The following is a 25,442-nucleotide window of genomic DNA, read 5'->3' as shown; positions in this document are numbered from 1 at the left end:
CCGCAAGACCGGCCAGGCCGGTCCCGGAGGTGGGGACCGCAGGGGTACGAGGCCGGTCGTTCACGATCGTCAGCCGGCAGCCGTTGCTGGCGGCCGTGACCCGGATGTCGCACGTACGCGCGTCGCTGTGTCGCAGGATTTCGTCACGCCCTCGCGTACGACGGAGCCGAGGAAGCGGGCGGTCACCGGTGAGAGGTCGAGCTCTTCGTAGTGGATCGTGCAGCGGACACCCGCGGACGTGAGTACCAGCTCTGCCGCGCGGAGCTGCTCGTCGACGTCGGTCGTGTGCACGTCGTGCACGGTCTCGCGTACCTCCCGCAGCGCGGTGCCGGCCAGGGTTCGGATCGCCTCGGTCTCGGCGACGACCCGCCGCGGATCGACGTCGGCCAGGCTGCCGGCGAGCTCGGCCTTCAGCGCGATGACCGTGAGGCGGTGCCCGATGACGTCGTGCAAGTCTCGGGCGAAGCGCAGTCGCTCCTCGGCAACGGCGAGCCGGGCCTCCGCCTCGCGCCCGGCCTCGGCCGCAAGGAGCACCCGAAACATCCAGACCGCGAGCCACTCGGCGGCGGCGACCGCACCACCGACCAGCAGCGACACGAGCACGACCCCCGGCCACGGTTCGTCGTACGCGACGGCTCCCAGAACGTCCGCCGCGACGATCGTGACCACGACACAGCCGGCCGCGACCGGGCGCCAGACGAGGACGACCGCGCCGATCGTGAACACCGTCAACCATGCCCACGCCAGCGGACCGCCGTCGTCGATCGGCATCATCAACGGCCACGCGAGCGCCGTGACCGCGACCAGCGCCCACATCAGCAGGTCGCGCGTACGGGTCGCCATCCAGGGCGAGACCGCGCCGCGCAGAACGAGCCCGTGCAGCACCGCGTAGACCGCAACGAGGCCGGCGGCCACCCACGTACGCCCGGTGCTCGCGGTCGACGGGAGGGCGGCGAGCGGCACGATGAAGGAGACGATGACATTGCTCGCCAGGTGGAACATCGTCGCGAGCCGGGCGCGGTCGCTCCGCGGCGGGAGACCCGCAGTCGCGGCAACTGTCTGCACGGCCACAGTCTGCCCTGACTTCAGGCGAGCAGCACGAGCTCGGCCGCGAGCAGCACGTCGACAACTCCGCACCACTCGGCGAACGACCGCAGCACGACGCGGTCCTTCCAGAGGTGGACGAAGTCCCACGCACCGTGCGCGAACCAGCCGGCCGCGGTGAGATACAGGGCCAGGTCGGGGGCCGCCGCGAGTGCGACCAGCGCCAGCGCGGCGAACATCACCATGCCGGCCGCCTGCGTGGCGTACGTGCCGGAGCGGCGTAGCTGCGGGCGTGCCACACCCCACGCCAGGACGACGAGCGCGACGCCCACCAGGAGCGTCGCGGGACTCACCAGCGTCTGTGCCTCGACCGCCATCGTGAGCGGAACCGAGGCGAACAACCCCGCCCATCCGAGCCAGCGCCATCCGATCGTGGCGGCGACGACGTAGATCAGCTGCAAGATGATGACGAACTGCGCCAGGTCGTCGACGGGCGCTCCGCCGGGCCCGTCGAACGTGACGGCGGCCGATGCGAGCGCGACCCAGGTCGGCCATCGGCGCACGACCCAGTGCCGCCCACGCGTCGTCGGCTCGGGACGAGTGGTCGGTTCGCGTTCCGGTGCTGTTGAGAGTGCCATGATCGGTTCCCTTGTCGGAGTGATCGATGGCGCCACGCTAGGTACGGATAGCGCCCAACGGGCCCATGCGATACGCACGACTTCGGTGTGGCGACCGGTGCGGGTGCGTGCCGGACGTCAGAAACGGCAGAGCGGGGAGAGCAGGCAGCCCAGCTGACTGACCGCGTCGGCGACGTTCGACTGCAGCTGGGAGACGGGCGTACCGACGAGCGCGTCGGCGCAGGTACGGACCGCTTTGTTGACGTGACCCGCGCCGATCTCGGCACGGCATGCGGCGATCGCGTCGCCCATCGTGACGGTGTCCGTCTCGTCGGGTGGCTCCGTCGGATCGGTGTCGTCGTCAGGTGGGGTCGTCGGCCCCGTCTCGTCATCGTCATTGCCGGAATCCGGGCCGTCCGCCGTGCCGGTCTCGTCGTCGGAGTCGGGGCCGATGGTCTCGGGCGACTCGGTGTTGTCGGTTCCGGAGCCGTCAGGGCCCGACTCGTCAGGGTCGGACTCGTCGGAGTCGGAGCCCTCGTCCGGGGTGATCTGGTCGTCGGCCGGCCCCGTCTCACGCGGTTCGGGGCGGCCGGTCTCGTCGTCCGTCGTGTCGGCCTCGTCGCCGGCGCTCGTGGTGGTATCGGAGTCCGCGCCGATCGCGTCGGAGTGGTCGCCGTCGGTCGGCGGCGGTGTCGTCTGGGATACCGGAGCCCCCGCGATATCGGCGTCCGACGGCGCAGCCGTGTCGTCGCGTTGGGTGATGGCGATGGTGACGACACCCGCGAGCAACAGAACGGGTACCGCGATCGCCAGTCGCTGCCACCAGGACAGCAGTCGAGGAGTAGAAGCATGCCGCGCCATGCGCGGAAGACTAGCGTGTCGGAGGCTCGCCCTGGACGGGGAACGGCACCGCGCCGACTAGAGCTCGCTGACCTGGGCGGTCATCCAGTCGAGGACCGGGTTGCCGCTCGTCTGCGACCACACCACCGAGGAGTTGTCGACGCAATCGGTGACCAGCGCGTCCGCCTGCTTCTCGCTGAGCTTCGTACCGTCGGCCTGCAGTTCCTCGCTGCCGTCGGTGCACGCTTCGGCTACGCCGGCGGAGGTCTTCGGGCGCTGCTCGGTGTCCTCGGCACGGTGCTTCGGGCGTACGGTCGCGCCGCCTTCGCGGGGCTTGGTCGTCGCCAGGTGCTTGGGGCGTACGTCGGACTGGGCGCCCTTCGGCTTGGTCGCGTCCTTGGTCTTCGGGTCATCCTGGGTCGGCTTGACGTCGACACCGGGGCCCTTGGTCTTCGGGTCGTCCTTGGTGGGCCGGATGTCGACGCCGGGACCGTCGGGCTTGCCGTCGTTCTTGGGCTTGTGGTTCTTCGGTGACTTGTCGTCGACGAAGCCGTGGATCTCGTCCGGTTTGTTCGTGCCGTGCGGGTCGGTGGGCTTGCCGGAGTTCGGCCCGCTCCCGATCACCTGCTCCTCGAGCTGGTTGTCGTGCTCGGGCTCGGCGGCGCCGACCTCGTCGGGGCCCGGGCCGTTGGAGTGGCCGGATCCGCCGGTCTCGATCGGCTGGATCTGGTGCGGGCCGCCGTCGCCGGTCTCGCCCGGCCCGAAGGTCGTCGGCTTGAGCTCGTTCTTGCCGCCCGAGCCGTTGTCGCCGTCGGAGTTGTTGCCGTTGCCGTTGCCGTTGCCGTCGCTCTCGGGGCCCGGGTCGTACGTGTCGGGGTCGAACAGCTCGTCGTCGGAGTCCGGCGTCTCGGGGAGGTAGATGCTGGGCGTCTCGGTGAAGTCGCCGTCCTTGTACCGGTCGGCGATCGCGAGCACCGTCGCGACGTAGTCGTTGGAGTGGTTGTAGCTGAAGACCGCCTCGCTCGCGCCACCCTCGGTGCTGACGTCTTCGTCGCTCGCGCACAGGTAGACCGCGGTGGCCAGCGCGGCATCGTAGATGTTGTGCGGGCTCTTCACGCCGTCGCCGTTGCCGTCGACGCCGACGAGGTCCCAGGTCGACGGGATGAACTGCATCGGCCCCACGGCGCGGTCCCAGGTCGAGTCGCCGTCGAGCTGGCCGCCATCGGTGTCGCTGATCGCCGCGGTGTTGTTGGAACCGTCGAGCGGGATGCCGATGATCTTCGGGTCGGAGTCGCCGGTCGTGTCGATCTGGCTGCCGCCGTACTGGCCGTGGTCGGACTCGACCCGCCCGATCGCGGCGACGAGCGTCCAGTCGAGCTTGCAGGACGCCTTGGCGTTGGCCATCACCTTCGCCGCGTCGTGGTACGCGTCGATCGCGGCCGACGGGAGGGGGAGCTCTTCAGCGCCGTCGCGGTCGGCTGCTTCTTGCCGAAGCCGGACAGTGGCGCTAGGGCCGACTGGTGCTTCTTGACCTTGCCGAACGTCGGCTTGGCGAACCCGTCGGTCGGAATGTCGGTGACGGTCGGGGTGCCGTGGTCGGAGTGGTCGTCGACCTTCGCGTCGATCGTGTCGGAGGCGGGGGTTGCGGTGATCGCGATGCCCCAGGCGCTCGCGACCAGGGTGATGGGCACGACCGCAGAAACGGCTTGCCACCAGCGGACACCGGTGGATCGATGCGACCCACCGCGTCTCGCCTTGACCGCTGCGTCCCTCACGGTTCCACTCCCCGACTCGATTGGCCGCTGCCTCCCCGTGACAACGGTCCCGAAGGCCACCCTATGTCAGGATCGGCCGATGTGTTAAGAGTCCGACCACTTTGCTGGACCAGGGCCGGCTTCCCGGCCCACGGTACGTACGACGGGCCGCGCGTACGACGGGTTCCGCGGTCAGCGACAATGGAGCCGTGACGGCCGAATCCACTCCCGATTTCCCCGCTTCGGCGGCCCTGTTCGAGCGTGCCCGAGCGGTGTCGCCCGGCGGCGTCAACTCACCCGTGCGCGCGTTCCGCGCGGTCGGGGGTACGCCCCGATTCATGGCCAGCGGCACCGGACCGTACCTCACCGACGTCGACGGCACCGAGTACGTCGACCTGGTCGGCTCCTGGGGGCCGATGCTGCTGGGGCACGCCCACCCCGAGGTGATCGACGCCGTGCAGCGAGCCGCGGCCGCCGGCACATCCTTCGGCACCCCGAGCGAGCCCGAGGTGCTGCTCGCGGAGGAGATCGTCACGCGTACTCCCGTCGACTCGGTGCGCCTGGTGTCGTCCGGCACTGAAGCCACAATGTCCGCGATCCGGTTGGCCCGCGGGTGTACGGGACGCGACCTGGTGATGAAGTTCGCCGGTTGCTACCACGGTCACGTCGACTCACTGCTGGTCTCTGCCGGCTCCGGCGTCGTCACCTTCGGGCTCCCCGGTACTCCCGGCGTCCCCGAAGCATCGACGGCTCAGACCATCGTGGTGCCGTACAACGACACTGCGGCGGTCGAGAAGGCGTTCGCCGAGTACGGCGACCAGATCGCGTGCGTCATCACCGAGGCGGCCGCCGGAAACATGGGCGCGGTGCCGCCGTTGCCCGGGTTCAACAAGTTCCTGAGCGAGACCTGCGCCCGCAACGGCGCGCTGTTCATCAGCGACGAGGTGATGACCGGCTTCCGGGTCAGCAGGTCCGGTCACTGGGGCCTCGACGGCGCCGCCGAGGGCTGGCGGCCCGATCTGCTGACGTTCGGCAAGGTCATGGGCGGCGGGTTCCCGGCGGCCGCGTTCGGCGGCCGCGACGACCTGATGAGCCGGCTCGCACCCGAGGGGCCCGTCTACCAGGCGGGCACGCTGTCGGGCAACCCGATAGCCACCACCGCGGGCTACACCACCCTGCGGCTCGCGACCGATGCCGTGTACGAACAGCTCGACGCGGTCGCCGGCCAGGTGCGTACGCTCGCGTCGGAGGCGTTGACCGAGGCGGGAGTGCCGCACGTGGCGCAGGCTGCCGGGAACCTGTTCAGCATCTTCTTCGTTGACGGCACGGATACGGTGACCGACTTCGAGCAGGCGCAGGCGCAGAACGTCAAGCAGCACAAGGCGTTCTTCCACGCGATGCTCGACGCGGGTGTCTACCTGCCGCCGAGCGCCTTCGAGTCGTGGTTCGTGTCCGCCGCACACGACGACCGCGCGATCGAGCGCATCGCCGCCGCACTGCCCGCCGCCGCCCGCGCCGCCGCTGCCGCGCCGCCAGCGCACTGACGTACGAAAGACCGAGGCACCCAGTGACCGATTCATCCGCCCGCACCGTCGTGCACCTGATGCGCCACGGCGAGGTCTTCAACCCCCGCGGCGTGTTGTACGGGCGGCTGCCGGACTACCACCTGTCCGAGCTGGGCCAGCAGATGGCCGACCGGGCGGCCGAGTGGCTCACCGGGCGTAACGCCGACATCACGCACATCGTCGCGTCGCCGCTCGAGCGGGCCCAGGAGACGGCTGCGCCGTCGGCGAAGGCGTTCGGCGTCGACGTCACCACCGACGAGCGCGTGATCGAAGCGGGCAACACCTTCGAGGGCAAACGCTTCGGCGTCGGAGACGGCTCCCTTCGCCACCCGAGCGTCTGGTGGCTGTTGCGCAACCCGATGCGGCCGTCGTGGGGAGAGCCGTACACCGAGATCGCCGCCCGCATGCTGGCCGCGATGTCCGACGCGCGCGATGCCGCGGAAGGACACGAGGCACTGATCGTCTCGCACCAGCTGCCGGTCTGGACCGCGCGGATGGCCATCGAGGGCCGCCGGTTCGCGCACGACCCGCGCCGTCGGCAGTGCTCGCTCGCGAGCGTCACGTCCGTCGAGTACGACGGTGAGCGCATCGTCTCGCTCACGTACAACGAGCCCGCGCGCGACCTGCTGACCCCGAAGGTCGCCGACAGCTTCACGGCAGGTGCGTAACCCCCCGTGCGATTCCCAGTCCGACGCCTTGTGGTTGCTGCGGCGCTTCTCGTCGCCGTTGCCGGCTGTTCGACCGCCGAGGGCGGCGACACTGGGTTCATCAGCGGCGACGGCAGCATCACCCGGGTCGACGCGGCCGATCGGGAGGACGCGCCGACGCTCGAGGGCGAGAGCCTCGAGGGCAAGCAGGTCTCGACCGACGACTTCGCCGACAAGACGATCGTCGTGAACGTCTGGGGCCAGTGGTGCGGGCCGTGCCGCAAGGAGGCACCCGAGCTGGTCGAGGCGGCCGACGAGCTGGAGTCGAAGAACGTGCAGTTCCTCGGGCTCGCCACGAAGAGCCAGGCCGGTGAGGGCGCTCCGTCGCAGGACGTGCAGTTCGCCAAGCAGGCGGGCTTCGAGTTCCCGACGATCCAGGACTACGACGGCGAGCAGGTGCTGCGCTTCGTCGACAGCATGCCGGCGCCGGGCGTACCGACGACGTGGGTGATCGACGACCAGGGGCGCGTCGCCGCACAGGTACGCGGCGAGACGACCGCGTCGACCCTGATCGGTCTCGTCGAGGACGTACAGGCCGACTCCTGATGGGTACGTGGTTCGGTGAGACCGCCGTGTCCGGCGCGCTCGTGCTGGCGATCCCGGTCGCGCTGGTCGCCGGACTCGTGTCGTTCTTCTCGCCGTGCGTCGTACCCCTGCTGCCCGGCTACCTGTCGTACATGACCGGCCTGTCGGCTGCCGATCTCGAGTCGTCCCGGCGGGGCCGTATGCTGGCCGGCGCCGTGCTGTTCGTGCTCGGCTTCTCGTTCGTGTTCGTCTCCGAGGGCGCGTTGTTCGGGCACCTCGGTTTCCGACTCGAGGAGTACCAGCGCACGGTTTCGATCGTGGTCGGCATCGTGGTGATCGTCCTCGGTGTCGCGTTCATCGGCTGGATCCCGTTCCTGCAGCGTGACGTACGCGTCCATGCCGTCCCCGCAGTCGGCCTCGCCGCCGCACCGGTGCTCGGCGCGCTGTTCGGCATCGGCTGGACCCCCTGTCTCGGCCCGACGCTGGCGGCGGTGATCGGGCTGTCGATGTCCGAAGCGAGCGCCGGCCGCGGCGCGCTGCTGACGCTGAGCTACTGCCTCGGGCTCGGCGTGCCGTTCATCCTGGCGGCCATCGGCTTCCGGCGCTTCATGGGCGCCGTCGGCTGGGTACGACGGCACCAGCAGCTGATCTCCTACATCGGCGGCGGCCTGCTGATCCTGGTCGGCATCGCCCTCGTCACCGGTTGGTGGGACTGGCTGGTGCTCGAGATCCGCTCGTGGTTCCCGACAGTGACGACGGTGGTCTGATGGCGACGAAGACGCGACCACCGAAGAGCCCCGGCCCGGCACCGGCGATGTCGACCCGGCAGCTCCTGCGCTGGATGTGGCGGCAGCTCACCTCGATGCGTACGGCGCTGATGCTGCTGTTGCTGCTCGCGCTCGCCGCGATACCAGGGTCACTCGTCCCGCAGCGTTCCGTCGACCGGCAGGCCGTCGACCGCTACTTCCTGCAGCACCCCGACCTCGCGCCCGTGTACGACAAGCTCGGGCTGTTCAGCGTGTACACGTCGGTGTGGTTCTCCGCCGTCTACATCCTGCTGATGGTCTCGCTGCTGGGCTGCATCGTCCCCCGGCTCGGTGTGTACTGGCGGGCACTGCGGGCCAGGCCGCCGAAGGCGCCGCGTCGGTTCGACCGACTGCCCGAGTCGCGTACGTACCAGACCGACGCCGATCCGCAAACGGTGCTCGAGCACGCGCGTGCGATCCTGCGCCGCAAGCGCGCCCGCATCGACGTCGTCGACGGCGAGCTGCGCGCCGAGAACGGCTACCTGCGCGAGGCGGGCAACCTGATCTTCCACTGCTCGCTCGTCGTCGTGCTCGTCGGCGTCGCCGCCGGCGGGCTGTACGGCTACCGCGGCAACGTGATCGTCACCGAGGGCAACGGCTTCTCCAACACGCTCACGCAGTACGACGAGATCTCCTCGGGTGCGATGTTCGCCGAGGACCAGTTGCCCCCGTTCACGGTGCACCTCGACACCCTCGAGGCTGAGTTCCAGGTCGACGGGCCGCAGCGTGGGGCGCCGAAGCACTTCCAGGCCAACGGCACGTACACCTCCGAGCCCGGTGCCGAGCCCGAACCGTTCGAGATCAGCGTCAACCATCCGCTGGAGATCGACGGCACCTCGGTGTTCCTCGTCGGGCAGGGCTACGCGCCAGTCGTCAAGGTCAAGGACGGCACGGGGCGGGTGACGTACAACGGGCCGGTGCCGTTCCTGCCGGAGGACGGCACGTACACGTCGTCCGGCGTGATCAAGGTGCCCGAGGCCAAGCCCGAGCAGCTCGGGTTCCAGGGCTTCTTCCTGCCGACCGCCGCAACGTTGCAGGACGGCGAGGCGCCGGTGTCGATCTTCCCCGGACCGGTCAACCCCAACCTCGGGCTGTTCGCCTACGCAGGCGACCTCGGCATGGACGACGGCGAGCCCCAGTCGGTCTACTCGCTCGACAAGGACAACCTGACCCAGCTGAAGGGCAAGGACGGCCAGCCGTTCCGGGTCAACCTGTCGCTCGGTCAGGTCGTCGACCTGCCCGATGGCCGTGGGTCGATCGAGTTCGTCGACCTGCGCAAGTTCGCGCGCTTCCAGATCGGCGACACACCGGGCCAGACGGTGCCGCTCACCGGCGTCGTCATCGGGCTCCTCGGCCTCATGCTGTCGCTGTACGTACGCCCGCGACGTACCTGGGTACGCGTGCGGAGCCTCGACGACGGGCCCGACGGCGGCTCGCGTACCGTGGTTGAGGTCGCCGCGCTCGACCGGGTGCCCCGCGGTGACCCCGCAGGTGAGCTCGACGCGTTCGTCGAGAAGCTGCAGGAGTCGACCGGAAAGCAGGAGGACGCCGCCACATGAGCCTCGAGCAGTACGCCAACTTCTCGAATTACTCGGTCGCCTCGGCGACGGTCGTGCTCTCGCTCGCCTGCCTTGCGTATATCGCGGAGTGGGCGTTCACCCGGCAGGTGACGAGCGCCCGCCGCCGAGACCGCGCCGCGCAGCGCGCCCTCGTCACGACCGGGGCCGGTGATTCCGGTGCGACCGCGTCGGTCGCTCCGACGAACGACACCTCGGCCGCCGACGCCGAGTACCGGCGCGAGTTGGCCGCGCGGATCGGGCTGTCGCTCACCGTGCTGGCGTTCGCGCTGCTGGTGGTCGGCGTCGTCACGCGTAGCCTCGCGAGCGGTGAGTTCCGGGCGCCGTGGGGCAACATGTACGAGTTCTCGATGGTCGGCATCACCGCCGTCATCGGCATGTTCCTCGTGATGGTCAAGCTCGCCGATGTGAACTGGCTCGGCGGCATCGTCACCGCCTTCGCGGTGATCGTGCTCGGACTCTCGATGCTGGTGTACGTCCCGGCCGGGCCGCTGGTGCCCGCGCTCGACTCGTACTGGCTCGTCATCCACGTCATCGCCGCGATGATCTCGGCGGGTGCCTTCGCGATCGGCGCCGCGTTGTCGGTGCTCTATCTCGTCCGGGCGCGGGCAGAGGCGAAGACACCCGACATCGACGACCGCGAGGGCTACATCTGGCGGCTGCCGACCGCGGCGAAGATGGATCGCCTGTCGTACCGCATCCACGCCTTCGCGTTCCCCCTCTACACGTTCGCCGCGCTCATCGCCGGGCCGATCTGGGCGTACCACGCGTGGGGGCGTGCCTGGGGCTGGGATCCCAAGGAGGTCTGGGCCTTCATCACCTGGGTTGCGTACGCCTGCTACCTGCACGCACGGGCGACCGCGGGGTGGAAGGGCAAGGCGGCGGCGATCCTCGCGCTGGTCGCGTTCGCGACGTTCATGTTCAACTACGTCGGCGTCAACCTGTTCATCGACGGGATGCACTCGTACGCGAAGTAGAAGCGGGGTTGACCGCCGCCGAATCGAGTTGCGGTCGGATGCTCAGGGGTGGCACGCGCTCCGATCTCGGCCGTGGCTACCTGCCCCTTCGCCGTGGCCGGCGTCTGCTCAACCTGCGGGAAATGCCGTTATCATCCCCGGCTACCGCTCGGGATCTTCGCCGTGGGCGCGCCGCTTGCGGCGGTACTCCTTCTCCCACTCCTCGAGTACGTCCTCGGGGTTGCGGTTCAAATCGCGCAGGAAGTCCGGGTCGTCGTCGGGCCCGCTGGCGTTGTCGCGGGGGCGTCGCTGTGGCATGGCGCGGCGCCGCGGGCGCCCGAAGCAGAGCCACAGGATCGGGCCGATGACGGGAACGAACGCAAGGACTGCCCACGCCCACTTCGGCATCCGACGTGCGGCACCCTTCGGCGTCGCGAGCACGTCGTAGAACGCGTAGATCGTCAACACCAGGACCGAGATGACGAGGAGTGCCTTGCCCACGCCTCCAGACTATGCCGCCCGGGCAACCTGCGCCTAACCTACGGGTATCAATTCGGCCGCGTTGGGTTCGCCTGGCAGGCTGTGGGCATGGAGCTCGTCGACATTCACGCAATCGAGACGGCCACCAAGGCCGTGGCAGACACCTGCCTGCGTACGCCCGTCCTGCCGCTCGCGGCCAAGGACGGGCGTGGCTCGCTCTGGGTCAAGGCGGAGTGCCTGCAACCGACGGGGGCGTTCAAGCTCCGCGGTGCCAGCAACGCGATCGGCGGGCTCACCGACGAGCAGCGTGCGGCCGGTGTCGTCACCCACTCGTCGGGCAACCACGGTCAGGCCGTGGCGTTCGCGGCGACCGCGGCCGGCGTACGCGCGACCGTGGTGATGCCCGAAGGCGCCGCGCAGGTGAAGGTCGACGCCACCCGGCAATGGGGCGCGGAGATCGTGATGGTCCCGATCGACGAGCGCGCCTCGACGTGCGCGGCGATCGCGGAGCGTACGGGCGCCGAGATCGTCCCGCCGTTCGACGACCTGCGGATCATCGCGGGTCAGGGCACGGTCGGGCTCGAGATCGTCGACCAGGTGCCCGATCTCGCCACCGTGCTCGTGCCGGTCGGCGGTGGGGGACTGATCTCCGGAGTCGCAGCCGCTGTCAAGGCCCGGCGCCCCGATGTGCGCGTCATCGGGGTCGAGCCGGAGCTGGCGGGCGACCTCGCCGAGGGATTCGCGGCCGGCAGCAAGGTGTCCTGGTCGACCGACCGGACCGCGCGTACCGTCGCCGACGGCCTGCGCGGGGCGAGCGTGGGCGATCTCAACTGGGCGCACATCGAGCAGTACGTCGACGGTGTCGTCACCGTGAGTGAAGACGCGATCCGTGCGGCCATGCGCGAGATCGCCACTCGCGCGCGCGTCGTCGCCGAGCCGTCGGGTGCCGTCGCCGCGGCGGCGTACGTCGAGCGGAGCGCCGACCTGCCGGGGGGTACGACGGTTGCGATCGTCTCCGGCGGCAACGTCGACCCGGCCGTGCTCGCCGGTGTGCTCGGCTGAGCTGCTGCCGCGCCGGTCGCCGTCGGATCGCCGCCGACGCGCTGTCGGCCCGACGACCGGCCGTACGTGCTGCGGGGCTACCCTTTTGACGTGAACCCATTCGTCGCCTATACGCTCGCGAGATTCGGCCTGTTCCTGGCCGCGTTCGGACTCGTGTGGCTCGCCGGGTTCAGCTGGCTGGAGTGGAACTCGCTCAACGTCTTGTGGACGATGCTCGTCGCGCTCGTCATCTCCGCGGCCGCGGGCATCGTGCTGCTGCGCGGCCTCCGCGAGCGGTTGGCCGCGCGCGTCCAGGACCGCGCCGAGCGGATGTCGCAGCGGTTCGAGGAGTCGCGCGGTGCCGAAGACGTCGACTGAGGACCGGCGTTGGATCGATCGGGCGGTACGGGCCGTCGAGGCCGACGCCAACCGCAGCGCCGACACCCACCTGCATCGGTTCCCGCTGCCGGGCCCCGCGGGCGTCGACCTCTACCTCAAGGACGAGTCGGTGCACCCGACCGGGAGCCTGAAGCACCGCCTCGCCCGGTCGCTGTTCCTGTACGCGCTGTGCAACGGCTGGATCGGGCCCGAGACGACGATCATCGAGGCGTCGAGCGGATCGACGGCCGTCAGCGAGGCGTACTTCGCGCGGCTGCTCGGCCTGCCGTTCGTGGCGGTGATGCCGAGGTCGACCAGCGCGTCGAAGGTCGAGCTGATCGAGTGGCACGGCGGACGCTGCCACCTCGTCGACCGTCCCCCCGAGATGTACGACGAGGCGCGCCGGCTCGCCGAGGAGTGCGGCGGCCACTACATGGACCAGTTCACGTACGCCGAGCGGGCGACCGACTGGCGCGGCAACAACAACATCGCGGAGTCGATCTTCGAGCAGCTGAGCCACGAGCCGCACCCGGTACCGACCTGGATCGTGGTCGGCGCCGGCACGGGCGGCACGTCGGCGACGATCGGCCGCTACATCCGGTATCGCTGCCAGCCGACCCGGGTGCTCGTGGTCGACCCGGAGAACTCCGCGTTCCTCGACGGCTGGACCCACGACACCTCCGACTGGACGACCGGTATGCCGTCGCGGATCGAGGGCATCGGCCGGCCACGGGTCGAGCCGTCGTTCGTCGGTGACGTCATCGACGACATGGTGCGCGTGCCCGATGCTGCGTCGATCGCCGCCATGCGCTGGTGCTCGACCGTGACCGGGCGGTCCGTCGGCCCGTCGACGGGCACCAACATGTGGGGTGTGCTCGGCGTACTCGCGTCGATGCGAGCCGCCGGTGGGCAAGGCAGCATCGTCACGCTGCTGTGCGACGGTGGCGACCGGTACGCCGGCACGTACTACGACGACGGCTGGCTCGCCGAGCACGGCATCGACATCGCGCCGTACACGTCCGTGCTCGAGAAGTTCTCCGACACCGGCGTGTGGACGGGTGATCCGGCCTGACACCATCGCGTACGTGGTTCGCATCGCGTCGGTCAACGTCAACGGAATCCGTGCCGCATATCGTCGCGGCATGGGTGAATGGCTCACCCGGTGGAGGCCCGACGTACTCGCCATGCAGGAGGTGCGCGCGCCCGACGACGTCGTACGCGACCTGCTCGGCGGCGAGTGGCAGGTAGCGCACACCGAGGCGGCGGCGCAGGGGCGCGCCGGGGTGCTCGTCGCCACGCGTACGAGTCCGTCGACGACGCGGATCGGCGTCGGCGACGCGCATTTCGACGACTCCGGCCGCTGGGTGGAGTCCGAGATCGCGCTGCCGAGCGGCAAGCGCCTGGCGGTTGCCTCGGCGTACGTGCACACCGGCGAGCCCGGTACGCCGCTGCAGGACGAGAAGTACCGCTTCCTCGACGCGATGCTCGTTCGGATGCGCGAGCTCCGCGAGCGTTGCGACTACGCGCTCGTGGTCGGCGACCTGAACATCGGCCACACGGAGCGCGACATCAAGAACTGGAAGGGAAACCTGAAGAAGTCCGGCTTCCTGCCCACCGAGCGTGCGTACCTCGACCGCATCCGGGACGAGCTGGGCTGGATCGACGTCGGTCGTGACTTCGCCGGGGCGGTTGACGGTCCTTACACGTGGTGGTCGTACCGTGGCAAGGCGTTCGACAACGACGCGGGTTGGCGAATCGACTACCAGCTCGCGACTCCCGAGCTGGCGTCGCTCGCGGGCCCCGTCGTTGTCGATCGTGCACCGACGTACGCGCAGCGTTGGAGCGACCACGCGCCGGTGGTCGTCGACTACGCCGCCTAGCTGCGCGGATTGCGGCGTTTGCGATCGGGGACGCCCAGCCTTCTTTCGGTTTGCGATCGGGGACGCCCAGCCGTCTTTCGGTTTGCGATCGGGGACGCCCAGCTCCACTAGGTAGCGAGCCACGACGCCCCGGTCGCAAAAGGTTGCGATCGGGGACGCACAGGTCGCAAAGCGTTGCGATCGGGGACGCACAGGTCGCCAAGCGTTGCGACCGGGGACGCACCGGTCGCAACCCAGCGTCAAGCCCGCCGGGCCGCGGCCGCGGCGTCGGCCTTGCGGCCCTTCGCGCGCGCGATCAGCATCTCCTGGAGGTCGTCGAGGGGCGTGCCGTCGGCTGCGAGGTGCCGGCGCTCCCACGTGCCGTCGGCCGCGAGATGCCATGCGGAGGTCCGGTCGGCCATCGCGAGCTCCAGCAGGCTGCCGAGCTCGCGTACGTGTTCCTCGCTGGGGATGCGAACGAGCGTCTCGACCCGGCGGTCGAGGTTGCGATGCATCAGGTCGGCAGAGCCGATCCACGCCCGCGGGTCACCACCGCCGGCGAACCAGAACACCCGGCTGTGCTCGAGGAACCGGCCGAGGATGCTGCGTACGCGGATGGTCTCCGACAACCCGGGCACGCCCGGGCGCAGCGCGCAGATGCCCCGGGCGACGATGTCGATCGGTACTCCCGCGCGTGAGGCCTCGAACAGTGCGTCGATCGTCGTCTCGTCGACGAGCGCGTTGACCTTCAGCCGGATGTACGCGGGCCGGCCCGCGCGGTGGTGGTCGACCTCGTAGCCGATCTGGTCGAGCAGCCCGTCGCGTACGCCGCTGGGAGCGACCAGCAACCGCGCGTACTCGGTGTTGCGTGAGTAGCCCGACAGGTTGTTGAAGAGGTCGGTGAGGTCGTCGGCGATCTCAGCGTTTGCGGTGAGCAGCCCGAGATCCTCGTAGACGCGTGCGGTCTTCGGGTTGTAGTTGCCGGTGCCGATGTGTGCGTACCGTTGCAGGCCGGAGGGCTCGTCGCGTACGACGAGCGCGAGCTTGCAGTGTGTCTTGAGTCCGAGCAGGCCGTACACGACATGGCATCCGGCCTCCTCGAGCTTGCGCGCCCAGCCGATGTTGGCCTGTTCGTCGAAGCGAGCCTTGATCTCGACGAGTACGAGCACCTGCTTGCCGGCCTGCGCGGCATCGATCAGCGCGTCGACGATGGGGGAGTCGCCGGACGTCCGGTAGAGGGTCAGCTTGATGGCGAGTACGCGCGGATCGGCAGCGGCCTGCTCGATGAACCGCTGGACGCTCGTCGCGAACGAGTCGTACGGGTGCTGGACGAGCACGTCGCGACGCGCGAGGGCGGCGAACATGTTGACGGGGCTCGCGGACTCGACCTCCGAGAGATCCGGATGCGTGGCGGGTACGTACGGCTCGAACTTCAGCTCCGAGCGGTCGAGGTCGGCGATCTCCACCAGGCTGCGGAGGTCGAGCGGACCCGGGAGGCGGAACACCTCGGCGTCGGTGACGCCGAGCTCCTTGACGAGCAGGTCGAGGATCTCCGGGTCGATGGAGTCTTCGACCTCGAGGCGTACCGGCGGGCCGAACTTGCGGCGGAGCAGCTCCTGCTCGAGTGCCTTGAGGAGGTTCTCGGTGTCGTCCTCCTCGACCTCGAGGTCCTCGTTGCGGGTGACCCGGAACGCGTGGTGTGCGACGACCTCCATGCCCGGGAACAGCACGTCGAGGTGTGCGGCGATGACGTCCTCGAGGGGTACGAACCGCTCGGGCGCGACCTCCACCCAGCGGGAGAAGATCGGCGGCACCTTGACCCGGGCGAAGTGTTCCTTGTCCGTCTCGGGGTTGCGGATCACCACCGCGAGGTTGAGAGACAGTCCCGAGATGTACGGGAACGGGTGCGCGGGGTCGACGGCCAGTGGCGTGAGCACGGGGTACACGCGATCGCTGTAGACGACGCTCGCGTCCGTGCGCTCGGCCTCGGTCAGGTCGCCCCAGCGCACCAGCTCGATTCCGGCCGTGGTGAGTGCGGGCACTATCTCGGTGCGGAACAGCTCGCCCTGCCTCAGCATCAGGTCGTGGCTCGTACGTAGACCGGACTCGAGTACGTCGCGCGGGCGGAGTCCGCTGGCCGCGCGTACCGCGACGCCGGCGGCGATGCGACGCTTCAGGCCCGCCACGCGCACCATGAAGAACTCGTCGAGGTTGCTGGCGAAGATGGAGAGGAACCGGACCCGGTCGAGCAGCGGCTGCTCGGGATCTTCGGCAAGCTCGAGGACGCGTTCGTTGAACGTCAACCAGGAAAGCTCGCGGTCGAGGAACCTGTCGTCGGGCAGGTCGCCCGCAGCGGTGTCGTACGGCGGCTCGACATCGAACGACTCCCTGGCCGGCGCGGTGTCGACGGGTGCGTCGGTGGTGTCGACAACGGCGGACTCGATGGCGAGGTCGTCGGGCATGGTCCGATGATGTCATCTGCGGGTGAACGTTCGGTAAAGTTCGACGGGCCGCTATTCTCCTGCGTCATGTCGCTTTCTCGGATCGTCACCGAGGTGAAGGGCGCCGCGCTGCGCGGACTCCTCGCCCTGCCGCCGCCCGTCGTACGACTGCTCGCCGGTCGCCCGATCGAGCGTGAAGGTGTCGAGCTCGACGCGGAGATGCAGCTGATCCTGTCGCTCGAGAGGCTCGAGGGACCGCCGGCGGAGGAACGCCCACTCCCGGAGGCGCGCATGGCGCTCGTGACGGGAGCGCGCATGGTCGGTGGGCACCTGCCGATCGGGAGCGTCACCGACCGCGACATCGATGGGCCGGGCGGTCGGCTTCGGCTGCGCCTCTACACGCCGCGCGGTGTCACGGCCGCCGGACCGGCACTCGTCTTCTACCACGGCGGTGGCTGGATCTACGGCGACCTGGAGAGCCATGACGCGGTCTGCAGATTCCTTGCCGAGCGGGCCGGCGTACGAGTGATCGCGGTCGACTACCGGCTCGCGCCGGAGGCGCCGTTTCCGGCCGCCGTCGATGACGCGCTCGCGGCGTACGACTGGCTCTCCGAGCACGCCGAGGGCGTCGGGGTCGACCCGTCGCGGATCGCGGTCGGCGGCGACAGCGCCGGCGGCAACCTCGCGACGGTCGTCGCGCAACAGCGGGCGGGGTCGGCCGGGCCGGCGTTCCAGCTGCTGATCTATCCGGCGACGGACTTCGTCACCGAGAGGCCGAGCCGGCGCGCGTACGACGAGGGCTTCTACCTCAGCAGGCGGTTCATGGACCTGGCCGAGGAGCTCTACCTCCAGGACTTCGCGGACCGCGCTGACCCGCGACTCTCGCCCCTGCACGGAAAGCTCGACGGGCTCGCGCCGACGTACCTCGCCGCCGCCGGGTTCGACCCGCTGCGAGACGAGGGCAAGGCGTACGCCGATGCGCTACGCGACGCCGGCGTCGAGGTCGAGTACGTCTGCGAGCGCGGGCTGATCCACTCGTTCGCGAACATGGTCGCCGTCGGCCGCAGCGCGCCCGCCGCGATGGCGCGGGCCGCCGCCGCTCTGCGCCGCGGCTTGGGCGGCTGACTTTGCGCCGGGCGCCGGGTCGGCGATACCAAGTTCACTTGGTATAGCCCACGACACTAGGCATCGACGCCTGGGGAAGTGCAGCGACACCAAGTGAACTTGGTATCGCTGCAACCACCAGCACGCGACTCACCCACGTGCGTACATCACGTCGCGCGCGGCCTCGGCGAACCCGAGCCGGCGATAGACGGCGAGCGCGGGCTCGTTGTCGCCCTCGACGTAGAGGTCGACGGTACGAAGGCCGCGCCCCTGCAGGTGTACGAGGCCGAGCCGGGTGAGTGCCGAGCCGAGGCCGAGGCCCTGCGCATCGGGATCGACGCCGACCACGTACACCTCGCCGACTCCGTCGGCCACCTTCGTCCAGTGGAACCCGATCAGCTCGCCGTCGCGCTCGGCGAGGAAGAAGCCGTCGGAATCGAACCAGTCGGACGCGACGCGCTGGTCGAGATCGCGCTGCGTCATGGAGCCCTGCTCGGGATGGTTCGCGAAAGCCCTTGCGTTGAGGGCGAGCCAGGCCGCGTCGTCTCTGCCGGGACGGTACGTGCGGAACACGACGCCGTCGGGAGCGGTCGGCGCCTCGAATGAACCGTCGAGGGTCGCTTCCATTCGCAGCAGGATGCGTATCCGCTCGAACCCGGACGACGTCGCGAGCTCCGCCGAGCCCGGCAGGTCGCCATGAGCCCAGGCGAGCGTCCGTCGACCGCCGGCCTCCGCGATCATCGCCGCTACCAGCTGTCCGCCGACGCCCCGCCGACGGTGGTCGGAGGCAACGACGCACTCGACGGTCAGTGGCTCGTCACCGGGCCCGAGCTCGCCGATCGCATAGCCGATCAGCTCGGCGCCGGACGTCGCGCGTACGTGTCGCACGCCGCGCGCCTCCGGGTCGTGGAGCCGAAGCAGCGACTGCTCGTTCAACGGGGCCACGCCGTCGGCGGTCGTCGCGCGGCCGACCAGCCGGTCGACGTCGGCGATGTCGTCGGGTTCGAGATGGTCGGCGACCGAGATATCGGATGAGCTCACCGCCCCAACGTACCGAGCCCCACGAAGCCGGGTCAGCGGCGGAGGGCCGCGGCGATGAGTTCGGTACGCGTCCGCTCCGGCAGCGGCTTGACCGCCTCGCGTACGGCCAGCACCGGCACCCGGCCAGGACGTTCCCGCAGCCAGGCCTCGACCAGATCGGGACGCTTCTTCGCCGTGTCGCGCAAGACCCAGCCGATCGCCTTGCGGATGAAGAACTCCCGCTCGTCCAGCATCGCGTCGGCGTACCCGGAGAAGCGCGGCCAGTCGCCGTCGCCGTTGCGCAGGGGTACGAGCAACGAGAGGAGCGCGGAGCGGCGGATCCAGAAGTCGTCGTCGGCGGCCCAGCGGTTGAGTATCGTGCCGGCGTCGGGGTAGGCGACGACGATCACGCCGGCGATGTCGGACGACAGGAAGTCCACCAGTGCCCAGGTCTTCGCTTCGCGGAGCATCCGCTCGATCGCCGTCAGGTCGTCGACCGTGAGCGTACCGACCCGGAACCGCAGGGCCTCGACCGCGGCCATCCGCCGCTCGTGCACGGGCTCGGCCCACAGCTCCTCGGCGAGCGCGACCACCTCGGTGCGGGTGGTGACGGCGTGTTCGCGCATGGTGCGGCGGGTGATCGAGCGGATCTCCGGCACGCGTACGCCGAGGTGTCGCAGCGAGCTCTTCAGGTACGCGGCCTCGCGCTCCGCTCGTGCGGGATCGGCGCGCGCCTCGAGTGCGACAACGATGTCGAGGGCGGTCTGGTCGACGGTCACGAGCGCACCGTACGCCGCACCGCCGTCAGCGCGATGTCGTCGAGGCGCCCTCGGCGGCCTTCTTGCGTTTGGAATCGTTCGTCGGCACGACGAAGCGGTAACCGACGTTGCGTACGGTGCCGATCAGTGACTCCTTATCGGCGCCGAGCTTGGAGCGCAGCCGTCGTACGTGCACGTCGACCGTTCGTGAACCGCCGAAGTAGTCGTACCCCCACACCTCCTGCAGCAGCTGCTCGCGGCTGAAGACCCGGCCGGGATGCTGGGCGAGGTACTTGAGCAGCTCGAACTCCTTGAAGGTCAGGTCGAGCACCCGGCCGTCGAGCTTCGCGGTGTACGTGACGTCGTCGACGACGACGCCGCCGGACTTGATCAGGTGCGACTCCGGATCGTCCTGCTCCTCCTCGATGCGACCGGTGCCGACGCGCAGCCGCGCTTCCAGCTCGGCGGGGCCGGCGGTGGTGAGGATGAAGTCGTCCATGCCCCAGTCGGCGGCGACGACGGCGAGCCCGCCCTCGGTGACGGCGAGGATCAGCGGGGAGTCGGAGCCGGTCGTTCGAAGCATGCGGGTCAGGGCGCGTACGTGCGCTAGGTCTTGACGGCCGTCGATGATCACTGCGTCGACCGGTGGAGCATCGACGAGCACGCCCGGATCGGGTGGCAGGATCTTCACCGTGTGCGGAAGCAGGGCCAGCGCGGGTAACACCTCCACGGACGACTCATGACTGTTCGTCAGTAGGAGCAGGGTCGACACGACAGGCCTCCAGAAAGCATGAAAGGCCCAGGGCTGCTCGCCCGGGCCTCATTGCATGCCCCAGAATAAGCCATGTGACTGACAGCAGCGGAGCCGGGGACGTGACGGTGCGATTCTGGGCGGCGGCGCGTGCCGCGGCGGGACAGGAGTCGCAGCAGGTCGCCGCGGGCACGCTTGCCGAGGTCCTCGCGGCCGTACGAGCCGCGCATCCGGGCAACACGCGGCTCGCCGACGTGATGGCGATGTGCTCCGTGCTGATCGGTGACACGCCGGTCACAACCTCGGATCCGGCCACGGTCGACGTACCGGCGGGATCCTCTGTCGAGCTGCTGCCGCCGTTCGCGGGCGGCTGATGTCTGGCACCATCTGAGGTGTGCGGATCTGGCCTGGCGTTCTGACCGTTGTGCTCTGTGGGCTCCTCGCGCTCACGGGCTACACATCGGTGTACGCGGTGGGCGCCGCCGTCGTACTCGGACAGCTGCTGATGTCGACACTGCCGGCGCCGACCGACCGGCGTGGCGGGGTCGTGGCGGCGAGGCCGATGGTGCCTGTCGTGGCGGGCTCATTGGTCGCCACCGGGCTGATGTTGCGGCCCGAGACTCTCGTGGGCGCCGACGGTACGACCGCCGTCGAGGAGTCGACCGCGACCGCAGGTTTCCAGCTCGGGCTCGGGCCGGGAGTCGCCGTTGCGGTGCTGCTGGCGCTGTTCATGCAGATGACCCGTCGGGACGGCCGCGAGCTGCTCGTCGCCTCGGTGTCGTACGCCACGGCGTCGGCCGTGCTCGCGATCTGCATGTCGATGTGGGTGACCATCCCGGAGCTCGCGGACGGCGACGCGATCGTCGCGAGCGGTGCCGCCGGCGCGGCCGCGGCATCGGTGCTCTGGACGGTGCCGGGCCCGCGTACGTTGCTCGGCATCGTTGCGGTTGCGATCGGTGGGGTCGCCGGTGGCGCGTTCGGGTACGCCGTCGACGACGGCGTGAGTACCGGCTTCGGGGCGGCGCTGGGCGTCACGGCCGCGCTGACGGTGGTCGTGGGGCGGCTCGCCGCGGCCGGCTGGGCACCCGAGTCCGCGCGCCGGCTCGGCTTCGAGGGGGTACTCCCGCTCGCGCTCGCCGGGCCGTTGGTGTATCTGGTCGGCCAGTTCTACGTGCTGTGAGCGCGACGTGCGGCGTACCGCTCCGACGTACGTTTACCATGTAAACATGGTAAACGTACGCCTTGCATGGCGAATTTGCCGTGCACAGCGAACCTTTACCATGTTTACATGGTAAAGGTGCAGCGATGCCAACATGAGAGACGCGCGTCCGCGATATGAGACCCCCCTCGGGGTGCCCGCGACCGGAACGTATGGTGGGCGCATGCCTTATACGACGCTGCTCACCAAGCGCCGCGCGGTAGATCACTGCCGCGTGCGCTCGGCGCTGTGTCGAATGCACTGAGCAGGCCACGCCTGTCTTCCCGGCCGTGATCGGCCACCTGCCCCGCTCGATCAGCCTGTCCGCGTACGCGGGCCGATGCGGTGGCGACGATTCAACCTCAATCGACATGCCCCAGGAGCGGGCGAGAAATCTTGGAGGAAACCCATGAGCCGAGCAGCATCGCTCGTCACGTCCGACTGGGTCGACGAACGCCTTGACGACGACAAGGTCGTCCTGGTGGAGGTCGACGAGGACACCACTGCGTACGACAAGGGGCACATCAAGGGTGCGATCAAGCTGGACTGGAAGGAAGACCTCCAGGACCCGGTACGCCGCGACTTCGTCGACAAGGCACAGTTCGAGGCGCTGCTGAGCGACCGCGGGATCGCCAACGACGACACGGTCGTGCTCTACGGCGGCAACAACAACTGGTTTGCGGCGTACGCGTACTGGTACTTCAAGCTGTACGGCCACGATAGCGTGCTGCTGCTCGACGGCGGCCGCAAGAAGTGGGAGCTCGACAGCCGCGAGCTCGTCGACGACGTGCCCGACCGCGCCAAGACGAGCTATACGGCCAAGGAGCAGGACCTCGCCATCCGGGCGTTCCGCGACGAGGTCGTCGACGCCATCGGCAAGCGCAGCCTGGTCGACGTACGCAGCCCCGACGAGTTCGCGGGCCGCCTCCTCGCTCCGGCGCACCTCCCGCAGGAGCAGGCACAACGCGCGGGCCACATCCCGACCGCGGCGAACATCCCGTGGAGCAAGGCGGCCAACGAAGACGGCACGTTCAAGAGCGACGACGAGCTCCGCGCGATCTACACCGAGGCCGGCGTCGACTTCGACCAGGACATCATCGCCTACTGCCGCATCGGCGAGCGCAGCTCGCACACCTGGTTCGTGCTCAAGGAGATCCTCGAGCAGCCGAACGTGAAGAACTACGACGGCTCGTGGACCGAGTACGGCTCGCTGATCGGCGTACCCGTCGCGGTCGGCGACGAGCCCGGCGACGCCTGAGGAGCAGCCAGATGTGCGGAGCAACGCAGGGCGGACCCTCGCTCGAGGGCATCGACCTGAGCAAGCAGAGCGTGATCCAGGGCATCGTCGTCTCCGGCGACGAGCCGGTGAGCAACGCGTACGTCCGGCTGCTCGACGCCAGCGGTGAGTTCACCGCGGAGGTGCCGACCTCCGCAACCGGCCAGTTCCGGTTCTTCGCCGCGCCCGGCGAGTGGACGCTGCGTACGCTCGCGCCGCGCGTCGACCCGGTCGACCGGTCGGTGGTCGCGCAGCAGGGTGACGTCGCCGAGGTCACCGTCACGGTCTGAGCCACCACGTACGCCCGCCGGTCTCGCCAGGTGCGAGGCCGGCGGGCGTTCTGCGTGACTGAACCCCTCGCAGGCATACTGGGCCGTCGAGCGGCGCCGCTTGGCCGCCGACAACCGCAGAGTGAGGGAGATTCCATGCGTAGGACCGTCACTGTCGTCGGAGTGGCGACCGGACTGGTGATGACCGCAACCGGGGCGTACGCCTCGGCGCCGGACGGCGAAGGATCGTCGCATGCCCAGCTGCCGGGCTTTTCGGCCTCCGCCGAAGCGCGCTCGGTCGACGACCAGGCGCGCACGTGCCTGGGGAAGAAGCAGGTCCGCCGGGCTCGGGTGTTCGTCTCGTACAAGCGCCTCAACCACCTGGTCGGCATGAAGGGCACGTACTGGGCCGGTACCTACCGGGTGTGGGACGTCTGTCGCAGCAAGATCGACCTGTCGGCGTACGTACAGAAGCGCAAGGGCAAGCTGCGCGTCTACCAGGTCGAGGCACCGCTGGTACGAGCCGGCGGTCGAGTAGCGGCCGATGAGACCGATGCCGGCTCCCGTGGCTGCATCTCGAAGCGGACGGTCAAGCGCAAGCTGCGCCCGGACATGACGTACGGCAAGGCGAAGAAGGTCCTCGGCGGTGCGGGCACCGGGACGGCAACCTCTCGCGCCTGGAAGGGCTGCTTCGGCACGCTCAAGCTGGGGCTCGACCGGGTGAAGGGCAAGCGCCGAGTCGACACGATCGACGTCCTCTCGGCCGCCTGACGCCCTCGGCGCGACGTCCGGCTAGTCGACGTCCTTCGGGTTGGCGAGTGCGTCGTCCTTGTGCTTCTCGGCGTACTCGTCGACCGTCAGCTTGCCGTCGCCACGGATGGCGCCCCACAGTTGGTGGCACTTGCGCTTGTCCAGCAGCACCACGCTGCCGACGTCGGTGTCGTCGTAGCCGCCGAGCGGCGCGGTGAGGAACTCGACGTTCTCGCTGTCGAGGCCACGCATGTTGAACGCGAGGTCGCGGATGTCGCCGTTCGACCAGCTGTCGTCGACGTCGAGGTTCTTGGTGATCGCGTTGAGCACACCGGGCAGTTTCGTCGGACTGGTCAGGCCCTCGTTGATCAGCTTGTTCATCAGCGAGCGCATGAAGTTCTGCTGGCGCGCGATGCGGCCGAAGTCGCCGTCGTCGAGGCCATGGCGGGTGCGCACGTACTTCAGGGCGATCTTGCCCTCGACGTTCCTCCAGCCCTTCTCCCAGGTGTAGTCCTGTGAGCTGTCGTAGACGGTCTCGGGGATGTAGACCCGTACCCCGTCGAGCGCCGTCGAGAGGTCCTTGAAGCCCTCCCAGTTCATCTTCGCGACGTGGTCGACGCGAATGTTGGTGAGCTGCTCGACGGTCGCCTGGGCGCCCGCCTCCTTGTAGTACGAGAACGCGGCGTTGATCTTGTTCATGCCCTGCGGCTCGTTGTGCTCGTCGTAGATCTCCACATAGCTGTCGCGCGGGATCGAGACGAGGTACGCCTTGTCGCGGTCCTCGGTGATGTGGGCCAGGATGATCGTGTCGGCGCGCTGGGTGTCGCCGTCGCCGTCCTCGCCGAGCAGCAGGATGTTCTGGGCCTCACCGGGCGCCGGGTCGGGTCTGCCGGCGGCGTCGAGGCCGTCGAAGCGGTCGATGTTGCCGAGCTTGAGGTTCAGCCAGAGGGCGTACCCGCCGACCGCCAGGATGAGGATCAGCACGACCAGGATCAGCGACGTGATCACCTTGTGGCGCCTGATCCAGCCGTGCGCCTTCTCCGCGCGATGCCGGCCCTCCGCAGGCGCATCCGCGGCAGCTGTGGGCGGATCTGTGTCCGGCCCTGCCGTGGGTGGGCTGCTCATGTGCTCCTGCTCATCCGATGTACATGGGGCCGGGTGTCCGCGTTACCACCGGTAGGCCGCACACCATTGTGCCGGGTCGTACCAAATGCCTCGACCGCGAGCCCGGTTATTGGTCATGCGTCGAGGATCAGTGTCGTTGGTCCGTCGTTCAGGAGTTCAACGGCCATCATCGCCCCGAAAGTTCCCGATTCAACCTTAGCGCCAAGCGACCGGAGCTGTTCACAGAACGCTTCGTACAGCGGTTCGGACACCTCGCCCGGCGCCGCGGCGTTCCAGGTCGGCCGTCGTCCCTTACGCGCATCGCCGTACAGCGTGAACTGGCTCACGACCAGGATCGGCGCGCCGAGATCCGACGCCGACTTCTCGTCGCGCATGATGCGCAGGCTCCAGACCTTGGCCGCGAGCCGCTCGACCTGCGCCCGGCCGTCGTCGTGCGTGACGCCGAGCAGCACGAGCAGACCCGGCCCGTCGATGGCTCCGACGACCTCGTCGTCGACGGTCACGCGGGCGCGGGTCACCCGCTGTACGACGGCTCGCATGCGCATATTCTGCCGCCGCCCCCGTGAGCCGCACGTTTCAGCCCCAGATTTGCCGAGATCGG

General features: G+C 69.3%; 28 protein-coding genes. 16 read left to right on the top strand and 12 right to left on the bottom strand.

The annotated features are described in order from the left end of the window. Window positions 1–69: 69 nt before the first annotated feature. The 5 genes from L0C25_RS07645 to L0C25_RS07625 all read right to left on the bottom strand — a co-directional run bounded on the left by L0C25_RS07645 (window position 70) and on the right by L0C25_RS07625 (window position 4,276). Window positions 70–1,065: a sensor histidine kinase gene (locus L0C25_RS07645; protein WP_271635867.1), complete on the bottom strand. Its 996-nt coding sequence runs from the start codon at window positions 1,063–1,065 to the stop codon at window positions 70–72. Window positions 1,066–1,085: 20 nt separating this feature from the next. Beyond that, a complete protein-coding gene (locus L0C25_RS07640) occupies window positions 1,086–1,682 on the bottom strand; it encodes a hypothetical protein (protein WP_271635865.1) in 597 nt (198 codons plus the stop codon). A 117-nt stretch (window positions 1,683–1,799) separates the two neighbouring features. Next, window positions 1,800–2,522, bottom strand: a complete 723-nt coding sequence (locus tag L0C25_RS07635; protein WP_271635863.1) for an ICP22 family protein — start codon at window positions 2,520–2,522, stop codon at window positions 1,800–1,802. Between the two features lie 57 nt (window positions 2,523–2,579). Continuing rightward, a complete protein-coding gene (locus L0C25_RS07630) occupies window positions 2,580–3,905 on the bottom strand; it encodes a lytic murein transglycosylase (protein WP_271635862.1) in 1,326 nt (441 codons plus the stop codon). Next, window positions 3,905–4,276: a hypothetical protein gene (locus tag L0C25_RS07625; RefSeq protein ID WP_271635861.1), complete on the bottom strand. Its 372-nt coding sequence runs from the start codon at window positions 4,274–4,276 to the stop codon at window positions 3,905–3,907. Before L0C25_RS07625 ends, L0C25_RS07630 begins: the two co-directional genes overlap by 1 nt. Window positions 4,277–4,464: 188 nt before the next feature. Between L0C25_RS07625 and hemL the strand changes: the two genes are divergently transcribed. Genes hemL through ccsB form a run of 6 tightly spaced genes read left to right on the top strand, consistent with a single transcriptional unit; the run spans window position 4,465 to window position 10,412 of the window. Beyond that, complete coding sequence (gene hemL / locus L0C25_RS07620) at window positions 4,465–5,799, top strand: glutamate-1-semialdehyde 2,1-aminomutase (RefSeq protein ID WP_271635860.1); 1,335 nt, start codon at window positions 4,465–4,467, stop codon at window positions 5,797–5,799. 59 nt (window positions 5,800–5,858) lie between these two features. Next, window positions 5,859–6,488 (top strand): histidine phosphatase family protein, encoded by a 630-nt coding sequence (locus L0C25_RS07615; RefSeq protein ID WP_271636802.1) that lies wholly within the window; start codon window positions 5,859–5,861, stop codon window positions 6,486–6,488. A gap of 6 nt (window positions 6,489–6,494) precedes the next feature. Continuing rightward, entirely contained in the window at window positions 6,495–7,073 is a 579-nt protein-coding gene (locus L0C25_RS07610) for a TlpA family protein disulfide reductase (protein ID WP_271635859.1), read from the top strand. Then, window positions 7,073–7,819, top strand: a complete 747-nt coding sequence (locus L0C25_RS07605; protein WP_271635858.1) for a cytochrome c biogenesis CcdA family protein — start codon at window positions 7,073–7,075, stop codon at window positions 7,817–7,819. The genes L0C25_RS07610 and L0C25_RS07605 overlap by 1 nt, the downstream gene beginning before the upstream one ends. Continuing rightward, on the top strand, window positions 7,819–9,417 hold the full coding sequence (resB, locus tag L0C25_RS07600) for a cytochrome c biogenesis protein ResB (protein ID WP_271635856.1): 1,599 nt from the start codon (window positions 7,819–7,821) through the stop codon (window positions 9,415–9,417). The genes L0C25_RS07605 and resB overlap by 1 nt, the downstream gene beginning before the upstream one ends. Next, window positions 9,414–10,412 (top strand): c-type cytochrome biogenesis protein CcsB, encoded by a 999-nt coding sequence (ccsB, locus tag L0C25_RS07595; protein WP_271635855.1) that lies wholly within the window; start codon window positions 9,414–9,416, stop codon window positions 10,410–10,412. The genes resB and ccsB overlap by 4 nt, the downstream gene beginning before the upstream one ends. Before the next feature lie 141 nt (window positions 10,413–10,553). Here the strand turns inward: ccsB and L0C25_RS07590 are convergent, their stop codons facing one another. After that, complete coding sequence (locus tag L0C25_RS07590) at window positions 10,554–10,892, bottom strand: PLD nuclease N-terminal domain-containing protein (protein ID WP_271635854.1); 339 nt, start codon at window positions 10,890–10,892, stop codon at window positions 10,554–10,556. An 87-nt stretch (window positions 10,893–10,979) separates the two neighbouring features. Here L0C25_RS07590 and L0C25_RS07585 point away from each other — a divergent pair, with 87 nt between their 5' ends. From L0C25_RS07585 to L0C25_RS07570, 4 genes are all read left to right on the top strand, one after another. After that, a complete protein-coding gene (locus L0C25_RS07585) occupies window positions 10,980–11,933 on the top strand; it encodes a threonine ammonia-lyase (protein WP_271635853.1) in 954 nt (317 codons plus the stop codon). 90 nt (window positions 11,934–12,023) lie between these two features. Continuing rightward, window positions 12,024–12,290 carry a DUF4229 domain-containing protein gene (locus L0C25_RS07580; RefSeq protein WP_271635852.1) on the top strand — a complete coding sequence of 89 codons (267 nt, stop codon included), beginning with the start codon at window positions 12,024–12,026 and terminating at the stop codon, window positions 12,288–12,290. Next, window positions 12,271–13,362: an L-cysteine desulfhydrase Cds1 gene (cds1, locus tag L0C25_RS07575; RefSeq protein WP_271635851.1), complete on the top strand. Its 1,092-nt coding sequence runs from the start codon at window positions 12,271–12,273 to the stop codon at window positions 13,360–13,362. The genes L0C25_RS07580 and cds1 overlap by 20 nt, the downstream gene beginning before the upstream one ends. A 13-nt stretch (window positions 13,363–13,375) precedes the next feature. After that, entirely contained in the window at window positions 13,376–14,170 is a 795-nt protein-coding gene (locus tag L0C25_RS07570) for an exodeoxyribonuclease III (RefSeq protein ID WP_271635850.1), read from the top strand. Between the two features lie 239 nt (window positions 14,171–14,409). Here the strand turns inward: L0C25_RS07570 and L0C25_RS07565 are convergent, their stop codons facing one another. Further along, on the bottom strand, window positions 14,410–16,611 hold the full coding sequence (locus tag L0C25_RS07565) for an RNA degradosome polyphosphate kinase (RefSeq protein WP_271635849.1): 2,202 nt from the start codon (window positions 16,609–16,611) through the stop codon (window positions 14,410–14,412). 66 nt (window positions 16,612–16,677) lie between these two features. Here L0C25_RS07565 and L0C25_RS07560 point away from each other — a divergent pair, with 66 nt between their 5' ends. Next, a complete protein-coding gene (locus L0C25_RS07560; protein WP_271635848.1) occupies window positions 16,678–17,715 on the top strand; it encodes an alpha/beta hydrolase in 1,038 nt (345 codons plus the stop codon). A 129-nt stretch (window positions 17,716–17,844) separates the two neighbouring features. Here L0C25_RS07560 and mshD read toward each other — a convergent pair whose 3' ends face one another. The 3 genes from mshD to L0C25_RS07545 are packed head-to-tail and all read right to left on the bottom strand — an operon-like array spanning window position 17,845 to window position 20,244. Beyond that, window positions 17,845–18,735 (bottom strand): mycothiol synthase, encoded by an 891-nt coding sequence (gene mshD, locus L0C25_RS07555; protein WP_271635847.1) that lies wholly within the window; start codon window positions 18,733–18,735, stop codon window positions 17,845–17,847. A gap of 32 nt (window positions 18,736–18,767) precedes the next feature. Further along, window positions 18,768–19,493: a DNA alkylation repair protein gene (locus L0C25_RS07550; protein WP_271635846.1), complete on the bottom strand. Its 726-nt coding sequence runs from the start codon at window positions 19,491–19,493 to the stop codon at window positions 18,768–18,770. A 25-nt stretch (window positions 19,494–19,518) separates the two neighbouring features. Further along, window positions 19,519–20,244 carry a winged helix-turn-helix transcriptional regulator gene (locus L0C25_RS07545; protein ID WP_271635845.1) on the bottom strand — a complete coding sequence of 242 codons (726 nt, stop codon included), beginning with the start codon at window positions 20,242–20,244 and terminating at the stop codon, window positions 19,519–19,521. 74 nt (window positions 20,245–20,318) lie between these two features. On the opposite strand from L0C25_RS07545, the gene L0C25_RS07540 reads away from it, so the two are divergent. From L0C25_RS07540 to L0C25_RS07520, 5 genes are all read left to right on the top strand, one after another. Continuing rightward, complete coding sequence (locus L0C25_RS07540) at window positions 20,319–20,597, top strand: MoaD/ThiS family protein (RefSeq protein WP_271635844.1); 279 nt, start codon at window positions 20,319–20,321, stop codon at window positions 20,595–20,597. A gap of 20 nt (window positions 20,598–20,617) precedes the next feature. Then, a complete protein-coding gene (locus tag L0C25_RS07535) occupies window positions 20,618–21,403 on the top strand; it encodes a hypothetical protein (protein ID WP_271635843.1) in 786 nt (261 codons plus the stop codon). 427 nt (window positions 21,404–21,830) lie between these two features. Next, a complete protein-coding gene (locus L0C25_RS07530; RefSeq protein WP_271635842.1) occupies window positions 21,831–22,679 on the top strand; it encodes a sulfurtransferase in 849 nt (282 codons plus the stop codon). 11 nt (window positions 22,680–22,690) lie between these two features. Further along, window positions 22,691–22,987, top strand: a complete 297-nt coding sequence (locus tag L0C25_RS07525; protein ID WP_271635841.1) for a DUF1416 domain-containing protein — start codon at window positions 22,691–22,693, stop codon at window positions 22,985–22,987. A gap of 135 nt (window positions 22,988–23,122) precedes the next feature. Then, the gene (locus tag L0C25_RS07520) at window positions 23,123–23,737 is read left to right on the top strand and encodes a hypothetical protein (protein WP_271635840.1); all 615 of its coding nucleotides are present in this window, start codon (window positions 23,123–23,125) and stop codon (window positions 23,735–23,737) included. A 21-nt stretch (window positions 23,738–23,758) separates the two neighbouring features. Here L0C25_RS07520 and L0C25_RS07515 read toward each other — a convergent pair whose 3' ends face one another. Both L0C25_RS07515 and dtd read right to left on the bottom strand, forming a co-directional pair. Continuing rightward, window positions 23,759–24,841, bottom strand: coding sequence for an LCP family protein (locus L0C25_RS07515; RefSeq protein ID WP_271635839.1), 1,083 nt, complete (start codon window positions 24,839–24,841; stop codon window positions 23,759–23,761). A gap of 113 nt (window positions 24,842–24,954) precedes the next feature. Continuing rightward, window positions 24,955–25,380: a D-aminoacyl-tRNA deacylase gene (dtd, locus tag L0C25_RS07510; RefSeq protein ID WP_271635838.1), complete on the bottom strand. Its 426-nt coding sequence runs from the start codon at window positions 25,378–25,380 to the stop codon at window positions 24,955–24,957. Window positions 25,381–25,442: the final 62 nt, after the last annotated feature.

It is taken from the genome of Solicola gregarius, assembly GCF_025790165.1.
GTDB classification, from domain to species: Bacteria; Actinomycetota; Actinomycetes; order Propionibacteriales; family Nocardioidaceae; genus Solicola; species Solicola gregarius.
Note: the sequence above shows the minus strand (reverse complement) of the source record. Positions and strands in the feature narration are given on the sequence as shown.

Excerpts from the sequence above, each read along its gene's own strand:
- L0C25_RS07530 (WP_271635842.1), top strand. The coding sequence starts at position 21,831 with ATGAGCCGAGCAGCATCGCTCGTCACGTCCGACTGGGTCGACGAACGC.
- L0C25_RS07515 (WP_271635839.1), bottom strand. The coding sequence starts at position 24,841 with ATGAGCAGCCCACCCACGGCAGGGCCGGACACAGATCCGCCCACAGCT.
- L0C25_RS07565 (WP_271635849.1), bottom strand. The coding sequence starts at position 16,611 with ATGCCCGACGACCTCGCCATCGAGTCCGCCGTTGTCGACACCACCGAC.
- L0C25_RS07520 (WP_271635840.1), top strand. The coding sequence starts at position 23,123 with ATGCGTAGGACCGTCACTGTCGTCGGAGTGGCGACCGGACTGGTGATG.
- L0C25_RS07615 (WP_271636802.1), top strand. The coding sequence starts at position 5,859 with ATGCGCCACGGCGAGGTCTTCAACCCCCGCGGCGTGTTGTACGGGCGG.
- dtd (WP_271635838.1), bottom strand. The coding sequence starts at position 25,380 with ATGCGAGCCGTCGTACAGCGGGTGACCCGCGCCCGCGTGACCGTCGAC.
- L0C25_RS07605 (WP_271635858.1), top strand. The coding sequence starts at position 7,073 with ATGGGTACGTGGTTCGGTGAGACCGCCGTGTCCGGCGCGCTCGTGCTG.
- resB (WP_271635856.1), top strand. The coding sequence starts at position 7,819 with ATGGCGACGAAGACGCGACCACCGAAGAGCCCCGGCCCGGCACCGGCG.
- L0C25_RS07635 (WP_271635863.1), bottom strand. The coding sequence starts at position 2,522 with ATGGCGCGGCATGCTTCTACTCCTCGACTGCTGTCCTGGTGGCAGCGA.
- ccsB (WP_271635855.1), top strand. The coding sequence starts at position 9,414 with ATGAGCCTCGAGCAGTACGCCAACTTCTCGAATTACTCGGTCGCCTCG.
- L0C25_RS07630 (WP_271635862.1), bottom strand. The coding sequence starts at position 3,905 with ATGGCCAACGCCAAGGCGTCCTGCAAGCTCGACTGGACGCTCGTCGCC.
- L0C25_RS07585 (WP_271635853.1), top strand. The coding sequence starts at position 10,980 with ATGGAGCTCGTCGACATTCACGCAATCGAGACGGCCACCAAGGCCGTG.
- L0C25_RS07525 (WP_271635841.1), top strand. The coding sequence starts at position 22,691 with ATGTGCGGAGCAACGCAGGGCGGACCCTCGCTCGAGGGCATCGACCTG.
- L0C25_RS07560 (WP_271635848.1), top strand. The coding sequence starts at position 16,678 with ATGTCGCTTTCTCGGATCGTCACCGAGGTGAAGGGCGCCGCGCTGCGC.
- L0C25_RS07640 (WP_271635865.1), bottom strand. The coding sequence starts at position 1,682 with ATGGCACTCTCAACAGCACCGGAACGCGAACCGACCACTCGTCCCGAG.